Genomic DNA, 16,422 nt, shown 5'->3' with positions numbered 1-16,422 from the left:
TTAGTCGCTATCCAGCAGCGTCTGGGTATCGGTAGCGTGTAGCGCCAGGGCGATACCGCCCATGCAGGTCATGTCGCGCTCCCAGGCGCAGCTTTCGATGCGGGTGGTGCCCATCAGTTCGGCCACCAGGGCGTCATCAATGGCGCTGTGCATGGCGGGCTGCATGGCGTCAAAACCGCGCACGCCGGAACCGGTAATCAGGACTAGATCGGGGTTGAATAGCGCCAGCACATTGGCAATGCCGAAACCCAACGCCCGGCCAGCCTCGGCATAGATGCGCTGAGCCACGGAGTCGCCTTGTAAAGCCAGTTGCGTAAGCGCTTGCATTTGCTGCTCTGAAGGGTGGGCGCTGTCGCCAGAGGGGAGTTCTAAGTGATCGGCGGCGGCGCGATAAAGCGCGTAGTCGCTGGCGTAGGCTTCAATGCAGCCCCGTCGACCGCAGGCGCAAAGTGCACCATCGGGCTGGTATTTGCTATGCCCAAACTCGGCCGCCGAGCCATTGGCGCCGAGATAAGGCACGCCGTTAATTAGTACCGACATGCCGATGCCGTAGCCCAGCATAATAACCACCAAATTGGGGCAGTCTGCATAGGCGGGCTGTGCCGCTAAAACGCTGGCGATACAGTTGGCATCGTTCTCCAGCAGGACGCTGCAGTGAAAACGCTCCGCTAAACGCGCCGAGATCGGTGCGTTACGGAAACTTAAAGCGGGTGACCAGATAATCGTACCGCTCTGCGACGACACCACGCCCTGCACCGCCAAACAGATCCCCGCCAAGCGTTGAAAACCTTTCAGCTGTTGAGTGCAAACAGCGCTGATCTTGTCTTCCAACAGTGCTTCCAGGTCGTCGGCGCTCAACGTCAAGGTGGGCACCGCGTGGAGCTCGCTATGGCGAACCTGGCCCGAAAAGTCGCCCACCACCAGTTGGATCTCATTGATCGATAGCTTGATGCACACCACGCAGGCGGCATTAGGCTCGAGTTCAATCAGGGTTTTCGGTCGTCCACGCCCGTTGGAGCGGGGTGTTTCGGGTGGGCGCTCACTGATCAACCCCTGCTGGAGCAGCTCGGCGCTAATTGAGGTGACGGTAGCAGAGCTAATGCCATTGAGTTTGCCCAGATCGGTGCGTGCCACCGGCCCTTGGTCTCGGAGGGTGCGGATCACCGCCAGAGTGTTGTCGATGCGGCTAGTATCAGTCGATGAAAGAGCCATAGGGACGTGCGACCTAAGTTGCATATGCAAGTATTTATTTTAGCACCTAAAGTAAATCAAGCATCAACCTAAAGCAATCAATGTTGATAAGCCTCCAACACAATAACAACAGACTTCATCAGGTGGCCCCATGCTGTTATCAGCGCGCAAACTCTGCCGCTCGTTTGGTGAAAACCAAGTGTTATTCGACGTTGATCTCGACCTGCAGGCGGGCGAAGTGCATGCCCTACTGGGTGAGAACGGCGCCGGTAAATCGACCCTGGTAAAAATCCTGGCCGGATACCTTCGCCCCACCTCAGGCGAGGTATTGGTGGACGGCAGCCAACGGCACTATCGCTCCAGCGGTGAGGCGGAGGCCGACGGCGTGGTGATGATTCACCAGGAGCTGGCGTTGGCGGAACAGCTCAGCGTAGAGGAGAACATCTTCTTGGGCCGCGAGCTGCGCCGGGGGCTGTTTCTGGATCGGCGAGCCATGCGGGAACAAAGCCGGGCGGCGCTGGAGGAGCTTGAAACCCACGTCGATCCACGCGCTCGAGTGAAAGACTTAAGCACTTCCGATCAGCAGATGGTGGAAATCGCCAAGGCGATCACCCGCGACGTGCGCGTGCTGATTATGGACGAACCCACTGCCACTCTGACTGAAAACGAAGTAAAGGTGCTGTTCGCACTGATTGCCCGCCTGCGCCAGCGTGGCGTGGCGATTCTGTATATCTCCCACAAGCTGCGTGAAATTGAGCAGATTGCCGACCGCGTGACGGTGCTGCGCGACGGCCATTTGGTGGATAGCGGCCCCATGGCCGGGCGCAGCAAAGAGGAGCTGGCGCGGCTGATGGTGGGGCGTGAGATCACGGAAATGTACCCACCCCGTACGCAGCTTCCTGACGATGCGCCGGTGGTACTGGAAGCGCGGGATATGGTGGTGCCCGGCGCTGTTAAACAGGCCAGCTTTACCCTGCGCAGAGGGGAAGTGCTGGGGTTTGGCGGGGTGGTCGGCGCTGGGCGAACCGCGCTGCTTGAAGCCGTGCTGGGTCTGCGTAGTAAAAGCGCCGGTCAGGTGCTGCGCAATGGCCAGCCGGTGGTATTGCGCCACCTGCGCGATGCGGTGCACCAGCGAATTGCTTATCTCACCGAGGATCGCAAGGGCAAGGGCTTGGTGCTCAATATGGATCTGCGCTCCAACGTTACACTGCTCAATTTACGCGCTCACTGTCATCCGCTTATCGACCGCCGCCGTGAAGAGCAGGCCTTTCAGCAGGCTATCCAGCGCTTTGATATCCGCCTGCGGACGGCAGCGCGAACCGCCGCCGAACTCTCCGGCGGTAATCAGCAGAAGCTGCTGCTCGCCAAGGTGATGTCCATCGACCCGGAAATCGTGATTATCAACGAACCGACCCGGGGCATCGATGTAGGTACCAAGCACCAGATCTATCACTTTATCCATGAATTAACCGAGGCGGGCTGCTCGGTGGTATTGATCTCTTCAGAAATGGGCGAGCTGATCGGCCTTTCCCACCGGGTAGCGGTAATGTGCGCCGGGGTGCTCACCGGGGTGCTGGAAGGCGAGCAAATTAACGAACACGAAATCATGCAGTACGCATCCGGGATTAAGGGAGTAGAGGTCGATGAGCAGCGTCATGGCTAATAACAAAACGACTGACAAAGCAGCTAATAAAATGATCAAGCAAAAAGGCTTCGCCATAGATCTGAAAACCTGGGGACCCTTTGTAGCACTGGTGGTTCTGGCGCTACTGGGCGTGCTGATTAATCCGGCTTTTTTGGGGCTGGATAATCTCTCGAACATGCTCACCCGCAGTGCCTTTATCGGCATTATTGCCATCGGCGCCACCTTCGTGATTACCGCCGGCGGGTTGGATCTTTCGGTAGGGGCGATGGCGGCCTTTATTGCCGGGGTGATGATTATTTTGATGAACAGCCTCGTCGAGCAGTTTGGCGCGGGGCTGACCACCGTGCTGTTCGGCGTGGGCGCCTCGCTGCTGCTCGGGCTGTGCGCGGGCTTTATCAACGGCATGGTGACGACCAAAGGCAAGATTGAGGCGTTTATCGTCACCCTCGGCACCATGGGGATTTACCGCTCACTGGTGACGTACCTCGCCGATGGCGGCACCCTCACCCTGGATTGGGCAGTGCGCGATATCTACCGCCCGGTGTATTACGGCAGCTTTCTGGGCATCACCTTTCCAGTATGGGTGTTTCTGGCGGTCGCGATTATTGGCTACATCCTGCTCAACTACACACGCTTCGGGCGCTACTGCTTTGCCATCGGCTCCAACGAAAAAGTCGCCGAATATAGCGCTATTCACGTCGACCGCATCAAAACCATGACCTACATGCTGCAAGGCGTGTGCGTGGCATTGGCGACGATTATCTATGTGCCCCGGCTGGGCTCGGCATCTGGCGCTACCGGGGTGCTTTGGGAGCTGGAGGCGATTGCCGCGGTCATCATCGGCGGCACCATGCTCAAGGGCGGGCATGGGCGCATCTGGGGCACGGTGGTGGGCGCCATCATGCTGACCATGATTGGCAATATTCTTAATTTGACCGACGCCATTTCCAACTATCTCAACGGTACGGTGCAGGGGATCATCATCATTGTGGCGGTTTACCTGCAGCGTGCGTCATGGAGGAAAACAGGACCATAAAGTCACTAGCCATCAGTGCCAAATCAACCACAAGCAGCTCGCAACACAGCAACTAAAAACAGCAAGTACAAACAGCAAAACAATTACAAACACGAAAGGAGCATCACTATGCGAACCATCAAAACAGCAGTGGCGACGTTCGTTGCTTCGGCAGCAATAGGCCTTTCCGGCGCCGCCGTTGCCCAGGAATATACCATCGGCGTATCCATTCCCGCCGCCACCCATGGTTGGACGGGCGGCGTTAACTACCACGCCGAAGAGGCTAAAAAGCGCCTTGAGGAGCTCTATCCTGACATTGAGATCACCATCTCCACTGCAGGCACGGCGGGAGAGCAGGCCAATGACCTCGAAGACTTGGTGTCGCTGCGCAACATCGACGCGTTGGTGGTGCTGCCGTTTGAATCTGGCCCACTGACCGATCCGGTGCGCCGGGTTAAAGAGTCCGGGGTATTCGTCACCGTGGTGGATCGAGGCCTGACGGAAGAGGGAATCCAGGATCTCTATGTGGCGGGCAACAATCATGAGTTAGGCCGTGTTTCCGGCGAGTACATCCGCGAGCGCCTTGATGATCAGGGCGACATTGTGGTGCTGCGCGGTATTCCCACGGTGATCGACGATGAGCGGGTGCAAGGCTTCCAAGAGGCGATCGAGGGCTCCGAGGTCAATATCCTCGATATGCAGCACGCCAACTGGAACCGCGATGATGGCTTTGAAGTGATGCAGGACTACCTATCGCGCTTTGACAATATCGACGCCGTCTGGGCCCAGGATGACGATATCGCCCTTGGAGTCATTGAAGCAGTGCGCCAGGCGGATCGTGAAGACGAGCTGTTTATCGTCGGTGGTGCGGGCATGAAGGACATCATCAAGCGGGTCATGGAAGGCGACGAGCTGGTGCCGGTGGACGTGCTTTATCCGCCCGCCATGATCGCCACCGCCATGGATCTGACCGTGCAGCACTTTGTCTCCAATGGCCCGGTATTGGGTGAGTACATTCTAGGCTCACCGCTGATCACCGAGGAGAACGCCGAGCAGTACTACTTCCCCGACTCGCCGTTCTGATCTGACCAAAAGGCGCGGGTGAAGCCGCCCGCGCTCCTCTACTCACGTCATTTAGATTTCACTGAGAGAGTCCTATGAAAACCATCAAAGGGCCTGCGCTCTTTCTCGCCCAGTTCGCCGGTGACGAAGCCCCTTTTAATAGTCTTGATAGCATTGCCGCCTGGGCGTCGGGGCTGGGTTATAAGGGCGTGCAGATTCCCAGTTGGGATGCACGCATGATCGATCTCAAGCGCACCGCCGAGAGCCGCACCTACTGCGACGAGATCAAAGGTACTCTGGCCGAACACGGCTTAGCGCTCACCGAACTCTCCACTCATCTTCAGGGCCAGTTAGTCGCCGTACATCCCGCTTACGATGAGATGTTCGACGGCTTCGCGGTACCCGAAGTGCGCGGTAATCCCAAAGCGCGCCAGGAGTGGGCGGTTGATCAGCTCAAGCTGGCCGCCAAGGCATCGCAAAACCTGGGACTCACCGACCACGGCACCTTTTCCGGGTCGCTGGCGTGGCCGTTTATCTATCCCTGGCCCCAGCGTCCGGCGGGCTTGGTCGAAACCGCTTTTGACGAGCTGGCTAAACGCTGGCGCCCGATTCTGGACACCTTTGAAGAGGCGGGCGTGAACCTCTGCTACGAGATCCATCCGGGGGAAGACCTGCACGACGGCATCACCTTTGAAATGTTCCTTGAGCGAGTCGGCAACCACCCGCGCTGCCATATTCTTTACGACCCCAGCCATCTGATTCTGCAGCAGCTCGACTACCGCGGCTTCCTGGACGTCTATCGCGACCATATTCAGATGTTTCACGTTAAGGACGCCGAGTTTAATCCCAGCCCTAAGCAGGGCGTCTACTCCGGCTACCAGTCGTGGACGGAGCGCGCGGGCCGGTTCCGCTCCCTGGGCGATGGTCAAATCGACTTCAAGTCGATCTTCTCCTGGATGGCAGCCAACGACTACCACGGCTGGGCGGTGCTGGAGTGGGAGTGCTGCTTGAAGCACCCCGAAGTCGGCGCTCGGGAAGGCGCCACCTTTATCCGCGATCACATTATTGAAGTGACCGAGCGGGCCTTTGATGACTTCGCTGACGGCGGCTCCGACCAAGCCGCCAATCGCCGCATCCTCGGTCTTTAATAACGAGCCTCAACTAATTCAACCAAAGGGAAGGGCAATACGACATGAGCAATCAACACGACACGCCGCGTCGGCTTCGCCTGGGCATGGTCGGCGGCGGCCAGGGCGCGTTTATTGGAGGGGTACACCGCATCGCCGCAAGGTTAGATGACCACTACGAGCTGGTCGCCGGGGCCTTTGCGTCTGACCCCGAGCGCAGCCGGGCCGCCGCCGCGGAGCTCCACGTTGACGCCGATCGCGCCTACCCCGACTACCAAACCATGGCCGAAGCGGAGCGCAAGCGCTCGGATGGTATCGACGTGGTCGCCATTGTGACCCCCAACCATGTGCACTTCGACGTAGCGCGCACCTTTCTGGAAGCGGGCTTTCACGTCATCTGCGACAAGCCGATGACGATCACCCTGGAAGAGGCGCAAACCCTTTCTGAACTGGTGGAACGTACTAGACTGTTCTTCGGCTTGACCCATAACTACTCCGGCTACTCGCTGGTACGCCAAGCCCGCGACATGGTCGCCAACGGTGAGCTAGGCGAGCTTCGTGTCGTTCAGGTGGAGTACCCGCAAGACTGGCTATCCACCCGACTGGAAGAGAGCGGCGTCAAGCAAGCCGAGTGGCGCACCGACCCCAAACGCAGTGGCCCGGCGGGCTGTTTGGGCGATATAGGCACTCACGCCTACCACCTGGCGCGCTATGTGACCGGTCTGGAGCTCGAATCACTCGCCGCCGATATGCACACCTTTTTGGAAGGCCGCGCGCTGGATGACAACGTGCATATGCTGCTGCGCTTCAAGGGCGGCGCGCGGGGCATGCTGTGGTCGAGCCAGGTCGCACCGGGCAACGAAAACGGTCTGCAGCTACGCGTGTATGGCAGCAAAGGTGGCCTTGCCTGGCGCCAGGAAGCGCCCAATCAGTTAATCCATTCGCCGCTGGGAGAGCCTCCACGGATCTTGACCCGCAACGGCCCGGGCCTGGGCGAAGCGGCCATGGCGGCCGTGCGAATCCCACCGGGGCATCCGGAAGGCTATCTCGAAGCCTTTGCCCAGCTCTATCGCGATTTCGCCGTGCAAATTCACGCCCATCAACGGGGCGAACGCGCCGAGGCGCTGGCGTTACAAACACCGGGGGTAGCCGATGGTGTCGATGGCTTGACCTTTATTACCCGCGCGCTGGCCTCGTCCGCCGCCGGTGGGCAGTGGGTAGATATGTGAAGATAGGTATTGGCGATAACAATAAAATGAAGAGAGAGTCGCTATGAACCATCACTCAGCGCGCTATATAAGCCTTGAACAACGTGTGGTCTTTATTACCGGCGGCGGCAGCGGCATTGGCGCGTCGCTGACCCGTGCCTTTCATTATCAGGGCGCGCGGGTGGTGTTTGTTGATATCAACGACGAAGCCAGCGAGGCGTTGGTCGCCGAGCTGAGTGCCGAAGCCGGGGAACCACCGCTTTACCACCACTGCGATATTCGCGATGTGGCGAGTCTGCAAAAGGTCATCGCCGATACCGGCCAAAACGTCGGGCTGATTCATACCCTGGTCAACAATGCCGCCAGCGATGATCGCCACTGCTGGCAGGATGTGGATGTTGCCTACTGGGATGAGCGCATGTCGCTCAACCTGCGGCCGATGTTTTTTGCCGCCCAGGCGGCGGCTGAACAGATGATGCAAGCAGGCGGCGGTTCGATCATTAACTTCGGCTCGGTCAGCGTGCAGATGGCGCTGGGCGGCTTGCCCGCTTACGTCACCGCCAAGGCGGCGGTGCACGGCTTAACCCGCAGCTTGGCGCGCGATATGGGTGAGCACAATATCCGCGTCAATACGCTGGTGCCGGGGGCAGTGATGACCGAACGGCAGCTCGAAAAGTGGATTAGCCCCGAGGACGAAGCCACTATTCAACAACGCCAATGCCTAAAAATGCGCCTAGAGCCCCAACATATCGCCCCCGCCGTACTGTTTTTAGCCAGCGCCGAAAGCCTGGCCATCACCGCCCAGGAGTTGGTGGTTGATGCTGGCTGGGCTTAGAGGAAGACTTTCCACTATGGCGTAACGCATCGATTTGCGTGATGATTTGACCCTTGCACCCCACAAGGATGACTCAATGCCGCTGAAATGGACGTCCCTAAAATGGACAGAAAAGCCCCAACTGCCTAAGGCCGAGGGTCGCATAGCAGCGATTGATCTAGCCCGTGGTATCGCAATCGGCTTGATGATTGTCAGCCACTCGGTCAGCGGATTAGTGGGTATTCGCAATGTGCCTGATTGGGGGATGGTGCCAATCCATTTTCTGACCAAATTTTCTTCATCGCTGTTTATTCTGGTGTTTGGCATCGCGCTAGCCGTGGCGTTTCTCTCCCATACCCAAAGCGATGATTGGCCTAAACGCCGGTTAAAGCTGTGGCTGCGCGCCGTAGAAGTGTGGTTCTGGTACAAAGCCCTGTTGATCATTGAGATGCTACCGTTCAACACGCCAAGCGAGATCGTCGATGCGCTTCTCTATGGCCGTTTTGCTATTTGGGTCGAAATCTTGGGTTTCTACGCCATCGCGCTGTTATGGGTGCCGCTGATTCTGCCGCTATGGGCGCGGGCGCCACTCTGGAGCCGACTCGCCACCATTGGTGCATTAACCGCGCTGACTATTTGGCTGCAAAGCCTTACCTTTGGCGGCAACGATATACTGAAGGCACTGCTGGTAGACCATGAAGACCACTACACCTGGGGGCAGATCAGTCGCGCGCCGTTGATTCTGGTGGGGCTACTCATCGGCGAAGCGCTGCTGCGCTGCTACTTTGAGCCCGCCACACGGCGGCGCTTGGTGCTGACCCTTCTGGGGCTGGGTGTGCTAATGATCGCTGGGTTTTATGCGTTAGCGTTTATTGGTGGCGATGTACATGAGGCGATGCTGGCGGTGGCCAACAACGTCGGCAAACATCCGCCAGGGCTTGAATTTATGCTGTTTAGCTTAGGCGGTGCGCTGGTGCTGTTAGCCCTCGCTTTAGCCGGTGGCGCCAAAGCAGCAAAGGCACTTTTGCCGCTGACGATGGTCGGTTCAGATGCCCTTAAAGCGTTTATTTTCCATATTGTGATGATCTTTTTAGTGCTGCGATTTTTGTGGGAAGGCGAGGGAATGTACACCTATCCACAGGCGCTTGGCGTGGGCGGCCTGTTGATACTTGGCGCTGCGGCGTGGATTTGGTTGACCCGTTGGATGGCTAAGCACCGTTAGAAGCGATCAATAACTGTTGGAGTGACGATTTGCGACACTGGATACAATTTGGACTGGTGGCACTAGCGCTGCTTGTTGCGCCCCCTGTTTACGCAGAGGTTTACGAGACCGCCGGGTTCGATACAAATTGGTACTATGAGGTAGATAAAAAGAGCGCTTGGCAAGGCGATTTAACCGCCCGCTTGAAGGCCATTGAAGGTGTCTTTGAGGGCCAACTGGGCGTATATGTACAAAACCTCGCCAGTGGCGAAGCGTTTTCATGGCGCGCTCATGACCCTTGGTACTTAGCCTCGCTGATTAAAATACCGGTGGCAGCGCAGGTGCTCGCAGAGCGGCAGGTGGGCACGCTGACACTGGATGAGCGGTTAACGCTTGCACGTAGTGACTTTGTCGATGGCGCGGGGCCCACCAATTGGCACGACCCCGGTACGCCTATCTCTATTCGTTACTTGATGGAGCAGATGATTACCGTCAGCGATAACACCGCCACTGATATGCTGATTGACCGGGTGGGGCTGGCGGAAGTTAACGCACGCGCCCGGGCGATGATCGCCGCAAGCGGTGGCAACCCCGATGAGCTTGGCCCTATCTCAAAATTGGTCGGCGTACGCCAAGGGGTTTACGGCGAACTCCACCCTGACGCGCGCGCGCTTGGCGGAATGGATTTTATCGCCCTGCGACAGCACTCAGTGAGCCAGCGCGGACAGGCGTTAGCCCGCGCTTTAGGCGTTAGCACGCAATCCTTCACCCAGCCCGATTACGACCATGCGTTTGATGCTTACGAAGCCACCGGTGAAAACGTGGGCACCCTAAGCGCCTTTGGCGACCTGCTCGCCAGCCTGCACCCTGTTCACCAAAGAGGTGCCATGGACGATTTAGGTGACGAGCAGCGGCAAACGTTGTTGGCACTTATGCAGCGAACCAGTTCCGGAAAGCGTCGTCTTAAAGCGGGCCTGGGCGATAGCGTGAGCTTCGCCCATAAAACCGGCACTCAGCAGCGGCGCAGCTGCGATGCCGGTATTGCCGAGCGTACCGATGTGGATACTGCGGCAGAAGGCCCCTGGGTGATTGTCACCTGTACTCGCGGGCCAGAGGCGGTAAGCGCTCACGAACGTGCCTTGGCTCGTGTGGGCGAAGCGTTGCGCTATAGCGGAGCCCTGGGTAAGCCGTGGTAAACTACCGCCCCGAATGACCCCTCAGCACATAATTAATTAGGAGTAATCTATGACACGCGCCAGCGCCCGCCACATTTTGGTCAGCAGTGAAGAGCAGTGCCTAGCACTGAAAGAAGAAATTCAGAATGGCCGCGACTTTGCCGAAGTCGCTAAAGAGCACTCCAGCTGTCCTTCTAGTCGTCAAGGTGGCGATCTCGGTAGTTTTGGCCCCGGCCAAATGGTGCCTGAGTTCGATAAAGTCGTCTTCAACGACGAAGTAGGCCAGGTACACGGCCCGGTGAAAACTCAGTTTGGCTACCACCTGCTAGAAATTACTGAACGCACTTAACTTTTCCTAACCAAACGCTCTTAATTGCGCCGAAAAGGCCGTCAAGCGTCGCGGTCACTCGACCGCGGCGTGAGGAGTACGCCTTGAACGACCCGATTATTACCATTAACGGCCTGAATAAAACCTACGAAGGTGGCTTTCAGGCGTTAACCCATATTGATTTAACCATTCACCGTGGCGAGATATTTGCCCTGCTTGGCCCCAATGGGGCGGGCAAAACCACCCTGATCAGCGTGGTCTGCGGCTTGGTCAATCCCACTGCGGGTCATGTGCTGGTCGATGGCTTCGATAATATTACCCACTATCGCCAAGCCCGCGAGCGCATTGGGTTAGTACCTCAAGAGCTGACCAACGAAGCGTTTGAAACCGTCTGGAACACCGTCAGTTTCAGTCGTGGCTTGTTTGGCAAAGCGCCCAATCCTGCGCATATCGAAAAAGTGCTCAAGTCGCTGGCGCTTTGGGATAAGCGCAACAACCGCTTGATGACGCTCTCCGGCGGTATGAAACGCCGTGTGCTGATCGCCAAAGCGCTCTCCCACGAGCCGCGCATACTGTTTCTGGATGAGCCCACCGCCGGGGTCGACGTCGAGCTGCGCCGGGAGATGTGGGAAGTCGTGCGTCAACTGCGCGATAACGGCGTGACGATTATTTTGACCACTCACTACATCGAAGAAGCCGAAGAGATGGCCGACCGTATCGGTGTTATCAATCGCGGTGAGCTGGTGCTGGTGGAAGAGAAAGCTGCGTTAATGAGCAAGCTGGGCAGCAAACAGCTAACCCTGAATTTGCACAACCCGCTAACGGATATGCCGGCTAATCTGCAGCGTTTTGAGTTAAGCCTGGCCGCTGAAGGGTATGAGCTGATCTATACCTACGATGGCAGTCAGGATGAAGATGGACACGGTATTTCAGAACTGTTGGCTGCACTAGAGCGAGAGGAGATTACCTTCAAAGATCTCAATACTCGGCAAAGCTCGCTTGAAGATATTTTCGTCGACCTGGTTAAGGAGCGCGCATGAACCTTCATCCTATTCGCGCTATTTATATGGCGGAGATGGCGCGTACGCGCCGCACGCTATTGCAGAGTATTGTTTCGCCGGTTATCTCTACCTCGCTCTACTTTGTCGTCTTTGGTGCCGCCATTGGTTCGCGTATCAGCGAGATCAACGGCGTTAGCTACGGCGCCTTTATTGTGCCGGGGCTGATTATGCTGATGCTGCTCACCCAAAGCGTCTCAAATGCCTCTTTCGGCATTTTCTTTCCGAAATTTTCCGGCAGTATTTACGAGCTGCTTTCGGCGCCTATCTCGCATTTAGAGATTGTGATCGGCTATGTAGGGGCGGCGGCCTCTAAATCGATTCTGCTGGGGCTGATTATTTTGGCCACTTCAGGCTTGTTTGTACCGCTAGAAATCGCCCATCCGTTCTGGATGCTAACGTTCCTGGTGCTAACCGCCGTCACCTTTAGTCTGCTCGGCTTTATCATCGGCATTTGGGCCGATGGCTTTGACCGGCTGCAGCTGGTGCCGCTGTTAGTGATTACCCCGCTGACCTTTTTGGGTGGCAGCTTCTACTCTATCGATATGCTGCCGCCGTTTTGGCAAACGGTCACCCTGGCCAATCCGGTAGTCTACCTGGTGAGCGGCTTTCGCTGGAGTTTTTACGGTATCAGCGACGTTAGTTTGGCGGCCAGTGTGGGCATGATTGCGCTGTTTCTGGTGGCTTGCCTGGTCGCGATTGGTTGGATTTTCCGTACCGGTTATCGCCTTAAGCCCTGACTCTTTTTTCAACCCTGGAAGCTAGTAGACCTTTATGCCGCTACTGCAAAGTATTGTGCACCGCCTTGACCCAACGCTTGACGGTGAGCGCCTAACCCTAACCGCTGCGCCCCCATCAGAACAGGCTGCGCCCAGTGACGACTCGGTGATGGCGGGCCTGGTGGGTGCGCTTAACGACACCTATAACACCAAGCCCAAAGGCTGGGGGCGCTTTGCCGAAGAGGGTGATCAGGCAGGGCCGCTGGCCATGTGGCTGCGCGACTATTTGGCGGGTGATAAAAGCTTTGCCGAGCTTTCAGTGGCGCTAGCTGAGCGGCTCGCCAAGCAGCTTCAAGAGCAGCTGTCAGTAAGTGGTTACTTAGTAATTAGCCATCAGCGCCAGGGCGATACCGAAACGCTGCTGTTTGCCTTGGTGCACCAGCGCGAAGGGATTGGTATTAACGATGACCATCACGCGGTGCCCGCTGCCCAGCTCAATACCAGCCAGCTTACCCTGGCGGCACGCATCAACCTTACCCAGTGGCAGAGCGATGCGCCAAATGCGCAGTACGTTTCGTTCCTCAAAGATCGTGGCGGTAAAAAGCTCGCCGAGGGATTGGTTGCATTGCTGGGTATGGAAGAGGGCGTTGATGCCCCAGCGGAAACCCGCACGCTGCTGAAAGCGTTTAGTGACTACGTCGAGAAAGAGGATTACGACGACGAGGTGAGTCGTGAAAAAACCGACACGCTGGTGGACTACGCCAATGAACAGCTTCGCCGTGGCGAGCCAATGACCTTAGAAGAGCTTTCTGGGCTGGTGGACGAACAGCAGCCGAAAGCCTTTTACGACCATATTCGCAACGCCGATTACGGGCTCTCGCCGGAGATTCCCCCCGATAAGCGCACCTTGAGCCAGTTCCGCCGCTTTACCGGCCGAGCGGGCGGCGTCTCGATTAGTTTTGATTCCCACCTGTTGGGCTCAAGCATCGAGTATGACGCCGCCCAGGATCGCTTGATTATCAAGCAGGTGCCCAAACAGTTAAAAGAGCAGCTTACCAAGAAGGATTGAGGTAAGGACGACGCTGCATCTACCTAGGAGCCCCCTATGCTGAATGCCATTAGTGATTTTTTCCAGCGCACCCTGGCGCAACCCGATCAGCGCGAAAATCAAACGCTCACTTTGGAGCTGGCCACTGCCGCACTGCTGTGTGAAATCGTGCGCGCCGACTATGACACCACCGACGAAGAGCTTGCCGCGCTGCGCCTTATGCTTATGGAGCGCTACCGGCTAAGCGCAAGCGATGTGGAAGAGTTAATGACGCTGGCGCAAGCCGAAGTAGATGAGGCCGTCGATCACTACCAGTTTGTTAGCTTGATCAAAGAGCACTATAACTACGACCAGCGCTGTGAGCTGGTCGCACAGATGTGGCAACTGGCCTGGGCCGACGGTAACGTTGACCCGTTAGAAGAGCACCGTATTCGTCGTTTGGCGGACTTACTGCATGTTAGCCATAGCGATTTTATCCGTACCAAACTGCACGTAGAGGAGCGCAATAAACCCGATGCATAACCGTAACGAAGACTCGAATTTAATGGATCTAATCAGCTCAATTGAGCATATGGAGCAGGATGCTTCGCGGGTTAGCGTTGACGATGTTGTTCATGCCGTGGGGCGGCGCTCGTTTGGGCCGCTGCTGCTGGTTGCCGGGCTGATTACGCTCACCCCGATTATTGGTGATATACCCGGCATGCCGACCTTAATGGCCGCGTTGGTGCTGCTGGTTTCCGTGCAGCTGTTGGCGGGGAGTGAAGCGTTTTGGTTGCCAGGTTGGTTACTGAAGCGTTCGATTTCCCAGCAAAAGTTCGATAAGGGCATTCAACTGATGAAAAAGCCCGCCCGCTGGATAGATGGGCTATTGCGGGTACGTTTACCTTGGCTGACGGGCTACATCGGGATTCGCGTGACCGCCGTGGTGTGTTTATTGATCGCTCTGGCGATGCCGCCGATGGAGTTTATTCCTTTTTCGGCCAACGGTGCGGGGCTGGCGCTTACGCTGCTAGGGTTAGGCTTGGTCGCTCGCGATGGTATCGCGCTACTGCTGGGTTTCGCGCTGTTCGGCGCCACCTGCGCCTTCATCACGATGAGCCTGATATAACAAAACCTAATATCAAAAACTGATATAAAAAAAGGAGTACCGCCATGACTGATCCGGTTTCAACGCCGCCACCAAAGCCCCCAGAGAGCCAGAATCACTGGGAGCGGCGCATTGAAACGGCGCTTTGGAATTCGCGCTTTCTGGTTATGCTGGCGGTCGTGCCCAGCTTATTGGGTTCATTGATGCTGTTTATCGTCGGCACGGTGGATATTTTCAAAGTGGTTGCCGACGTACTGAGTTACTACCTAGTGGGTGGGACCCAGAATATCCACGACAGCTTAGTGCCCGATATCATTATTGCGGTGGATATCTATCTGATTGCCATCGTATTGCTGATTTTTGCGTTGGGTGTATACCGGCTGTTTGTCTCCCGGATTGATCAAGCCGAAGCGAGTAACCTGCGCCACCCCTTTAACGTCGCCTCATTAGACCAACTGAAAGACAAAATCGCCCGGGTGGTGATTCTGGCGGTGATTATTGAGTTTTTCCGCGCCGTGGTAGATATCCGCTTTTCCACGCCCCTAGAAGCTATCTATTTAGCGCTTTCAGTGCTGGCGCTGGCAGCCGCGCTTTACCTGATGAGCCTAGGCCATAAGGGCGAGTAAGCGAGGCTGATTAACTGGCTAAGCTACTGCTCATTGGCTGATAACAGCCCTTCTACGAGTCTGTTTAGCCGCTGCTGGAACTGCCCGCCCGGCGAGGGTGGATTAGGGTCTGAGGTGATCACCACGGTCATCTCACGCTCTGGAATAACGAACAGCGCCTGGCCGCCGTAGCCACGCCCGTAGTAAACATCTTCGCCTGCCAACTGGGTAATAAACCAACCGTAGCCGTATCCGTCGCCTGTCCAGCGCGATGTGCCACGCGGTTGCCATGATTCTTCCACCCAGCCCTCCGGCAGAACGCGCTGCTCGTCTCCTGCCTCATTAACCACGATGCCATCGTTGCGATACAGCTCGCCCACCTCAATCAATGCCCGTGGTGAGAGCTGCATATCATTGCCGCCAAAATAGATGCCTTGGGGGTCGCGTAGCCAGGGGCGAATGGTGATATTGAGCGGGTCACCTAATAAACGCTGGGCAAGGGCATGGGTTGTCTCGCCGCTGGCGTGGGTGAGCGCGGCGGAAAGTAGATGGCTGGTGCCGGTGGAGTAAAGCATTCGCCCGCCGGGTTCATCCACGAATGGGCGCGTCATTGCATCGTTCACCCAATTGGCGCTGGCCACCCAGGTACCATAGTTGCTGCCCGAAGTGCGCTCCAGCCCCGCCTGCAGGGCGAGTAAGTGGGCAACGGTAATGTCCCCAACTTGCGGGTCAATACCGCTAGGTAGGTGCTCGCCAAACAACTCCACCATGGGTTGCTCAGGTGACTCAATGATGCCCGCTTCAATCGCCGCGCCGGTAATGGCAGCCAGCACGGTTTTGGACAGCGACTTAATGTTGGCAGGTGACGCCACCCCCGGCCCACCCTGGTGCAGCTCGTGGACAATCTCACCATCGTAGGCCACCACCACGCTGTGTACGCGTTCAAGCTGGCTGGTTTGTTGGTCTAGCGTCTGAAGTGCGTTTGTAGAGGGTTCATTAGCGGCTGCATAGGCGGTGGGGAACAACGAAATAACAGCAAACGAAACAAGCAAAGCAGTAGAGCGCATCACAACACCTTCGGTATAAGTGGCAAGGGTTCGAGGTTTAGAAGCCAAAGAGGTTCCACAACAGATAGCTGC

At 57.0% G+C, this 16,422-nt stretch carries 17 protein-coding genes; 15 read left to right on the top strand and 2 right to left on the bottom strand.

What is annotated here, in order from left to right:
• The gene (locus tag QHL1GM_RS09890) at positions 1 to 1,212 is read right to left on the bottom strand and encodes an ROK family transcriptional regulator (RefSeq protein ID WP_071694324.1); all 1,212 of its coding nucleotides are present in this window, start codon (positions 1,210 to 1,212) and stop codon (positions 1 to 3) included.
• A 130-nt stretch (positions 1,213 to 1,342) separates the two neighbouring features.
• Between QHL1GM_RS09890 and QHL1GM_RS09885 the strand changes: the two genes are divergently transcribed.
• The 15 genes from QHL1GM_RS09885 (at position 1,343) to QHL1GM_RS09815 (ending at position 15,304) form a co-directional block, all read left to right on the top strand.
• The gene (locus QHL1GM_RS09885) at positions 1,343 to 2,854 is read left to right on the top strand and encodes a sugar ABC transporter ATP-binding protein (protein WP_071694323.1); all 1,512 of its coding nucleotides are present in this window, start codon (positions 1,343 to 1,345) and stop codon (positions 2,852 to 2,854) included.
• Positions 2,847 to 3,872, top strand: a complete 1,026-nt coding sequence (locus QHL1GM_RS09880) for an ABC transporter permease (protein ID WP_175540373.1) — start codon at positions 2,847 to 2,849, stop codon at positions 3,870 to 3,872. Before QHL1GM_RS09885 ends, QHL1GM_RS09880 begins: the two co-directional genes overlap by 8 nt.
• A gap of 108 nt (positions 3,873 to 3,980) precedes the next feature.
• The gene (locus QHL1GM_RS09875; RefSeq protein ID WP_071694321.1) at positions 3,981 to 4,934 is read left to right on the top strand and encodes an ABC transporter substrate-binding protein; all 954 of its coding nucleotides are present in this window, start codon (positions 3,981 to 3,983) and stop codon (positions 4,932 to 4,934) included.
• A 74-nt stretch (positions 4,935 to 5,008) separates the two neighbouring features.
• On the top strand, positions 5,009 to 6,061 hold the full coding sequence (locus tag QHL1GM_RS09870; protein ID WP_071694320.1) for a sugar phosphate isomerase/epimerase: 1,053 nt from the start codon (positions 5,009 to 5,011) through the stop codon (positions 6,059 to 6,061).
• Positions 6,062 to 6,105: 44 nt separating this feature from the next.
• Positions 6,106 to 7,269 (top strand): Gfo/Idh/MocA family protein, encoded by a 1,164-nt coding sequence (locus QHL1GM_RS09865; RefSeq protein WP_071694319.1) that lies wholly within the window; start codon positions 6,106 to 6,108, stop codon positions 7,267 to 7,269.
• 43 nt (positions 7,270 to 7,312) lie between these two features.
• On the top strand, positions 7,313 to 8,083 hold the full coding sequence (locus QHL1GM_RS09860; protein ID WP_071694318.1) for an SDR family NAD(P)-dependent oxidoreductase: 771 nt from the start codon (positions 7,313 to 7,315) through the stop codon (positions 8,081 to 8,083).
• A 76-nt stretch (positions 8,084 to 8,159) separates the two neighbouring features.
• Positions 8,160 to 9,284 (top strand): heparan-alpha-glucosaminide N-acetyltransferase domain-containing protein, encoded by a 1,125-nt coding sequence (locus QHL1GM_RS09855; RefSeq protein WP_071694317.1) that lies wholly within the window; start codon positions 8,160 to 8,162, stop codon positions 9,282 to 9,284.
• A 29-nt stretch (positions 9,285 to 9,313) separates the two neighbouring features.
• The gene (locus tag QHL1GM_RS09850) at positions 9,314 to 10,459 is read left to right on the top strand and encodes a serine hydrolase (protein ID WP_071694316.1); all 1,146 of its coding nucleotides are present in this window, start codon (positions 9,314 to 9,316) and stop codon (positions 10,457 to 10,459) included.
• A gap of 49 nt (positions 10,460 to 10,508) precedes the next feature.
• Entirely contained in the window at positions 10,509 to 10,787 is a 279-nt protein-coding gene (locus tag QHL1GM_RS09845) for a peptidylprolyl isomerase (protein WP_007112840.1), read from the top strand.
• An 83-nt stretch (positions 10,788 to 10,870) separates the two neighbouring features.
• Positions 10,871 to 11,806 carry an ABC transporter ATP-binding protein gene (locus tag QHL1GM_RS09840; protein ID WP_071694315.1) on the top strand — a complete coding sequence of 312 codons (936 nt, stop codon included), beginning with the start codon at positions 10,871 to 10,873 and terminating at the stop codon, positions 11,804 to 11,806.
• The gene (locus QHL1GM_RS09835; protein WP_071694314.1) at positions 11,803 to 12,564 is read left to right on the top strand and encodes an ABC transporter permease; all 762 of its coding nucleotides are present in this window, start codon (positions 11,803 to 11,805) and stop codon (positions 12,562 to 12,564) included. The genes QHL1GM_RS09840 and QHL1GM_RS09835 overlap by 4 nt, the downstream gene beginning before the upstream one ends.
• A gap of 34 nt (positions 12,565 to 12,598) precedes the next feature.
• Positions 12,599 to 13,612, top strand: coding sequence for a nucleoid-associated protein (locus QHL1GM_RS09830; RefSeq protein WP_071694313.1), 1,014 nt, complete (start codon positions 12,599 to 12,601; stop codon positions 13,610 to 13,612).
• 36 nt (positions 13,613 to 13,648) lie between these two features.
• Positions 13,649 to 14,113, top strand: coding sequence for a TerB family tellurite resistance protein (locus tag QHL1GM_RS09825; RefSeq protein ID WP_071694312.1), 465 nt, complete (start codon positions 13,649 to 13,651; stop codon positions 14,111 to 14,113).
• On the top strand, positions 14,106 to 14,699 hold the full coding sequence (locus QHL1GM_RS09820; RefSeq protein WP_071694311.1) for an exopolysaccharide biosynthesis protein: 594 nt from the start codon (positions 14,106 to 14,108) through the stop codon (positions 14,697 to 14,699). Before QHL1GM_RS09825 ends, QHL1GM_RS09820 begins: the two co-directional genes overlap by 8 nt.
• 44 nt (positions 14,700 to 14,743) lie before the next feature.
• Complete coding sequence (locus QHL1GM_RS09815; RefSeq protein ID WP_071694310.1) at positions 14,744 to 15,304, top strand: YqhA family protein; 561 nt, start codon at positions 14,744 to 14,746, stop codon at positions 15,302 to 15,304.
• Positions 15,305 to 15,327: 23 nt separating this feature from the next.
• Here the strand turns inward: QHL1GM_RS09815 and QHL1GM_RS09810 are convergent, their stop codons facing one another.
• Positions 15,328 to 16,350 (bottom strand): serine hydrolase, encoded by a 1,023-nt coding sequence (locus QHL1GM_RS09810; RefSeq protein ID WP_071694309.1) that lies wholly within the window; start codon positions 16,348 to 16,350, stop codon positions 15,328 to 15,330.
• Between the last annotated feature and the right edge of the window lie 72 nt (positions 16,351 to 16,422).

Origin of the sequence: Halomonas sp. QHL1 (genome assembly GCF_001882345.1) — a bacterium.
In the GTDB taxonomy this organism is placed as follows: domain Bacteria; phylum Pseudomonadota; class Gammaproteobacteria; order Pseudomonadales; family Halomonadaceae; genus Vreelandella.
The sequence above is the reverse complement of the archived record's forward strand: the minus strand, read 5'-3'. Positions and strand labels throughout refer to the sequence as shown.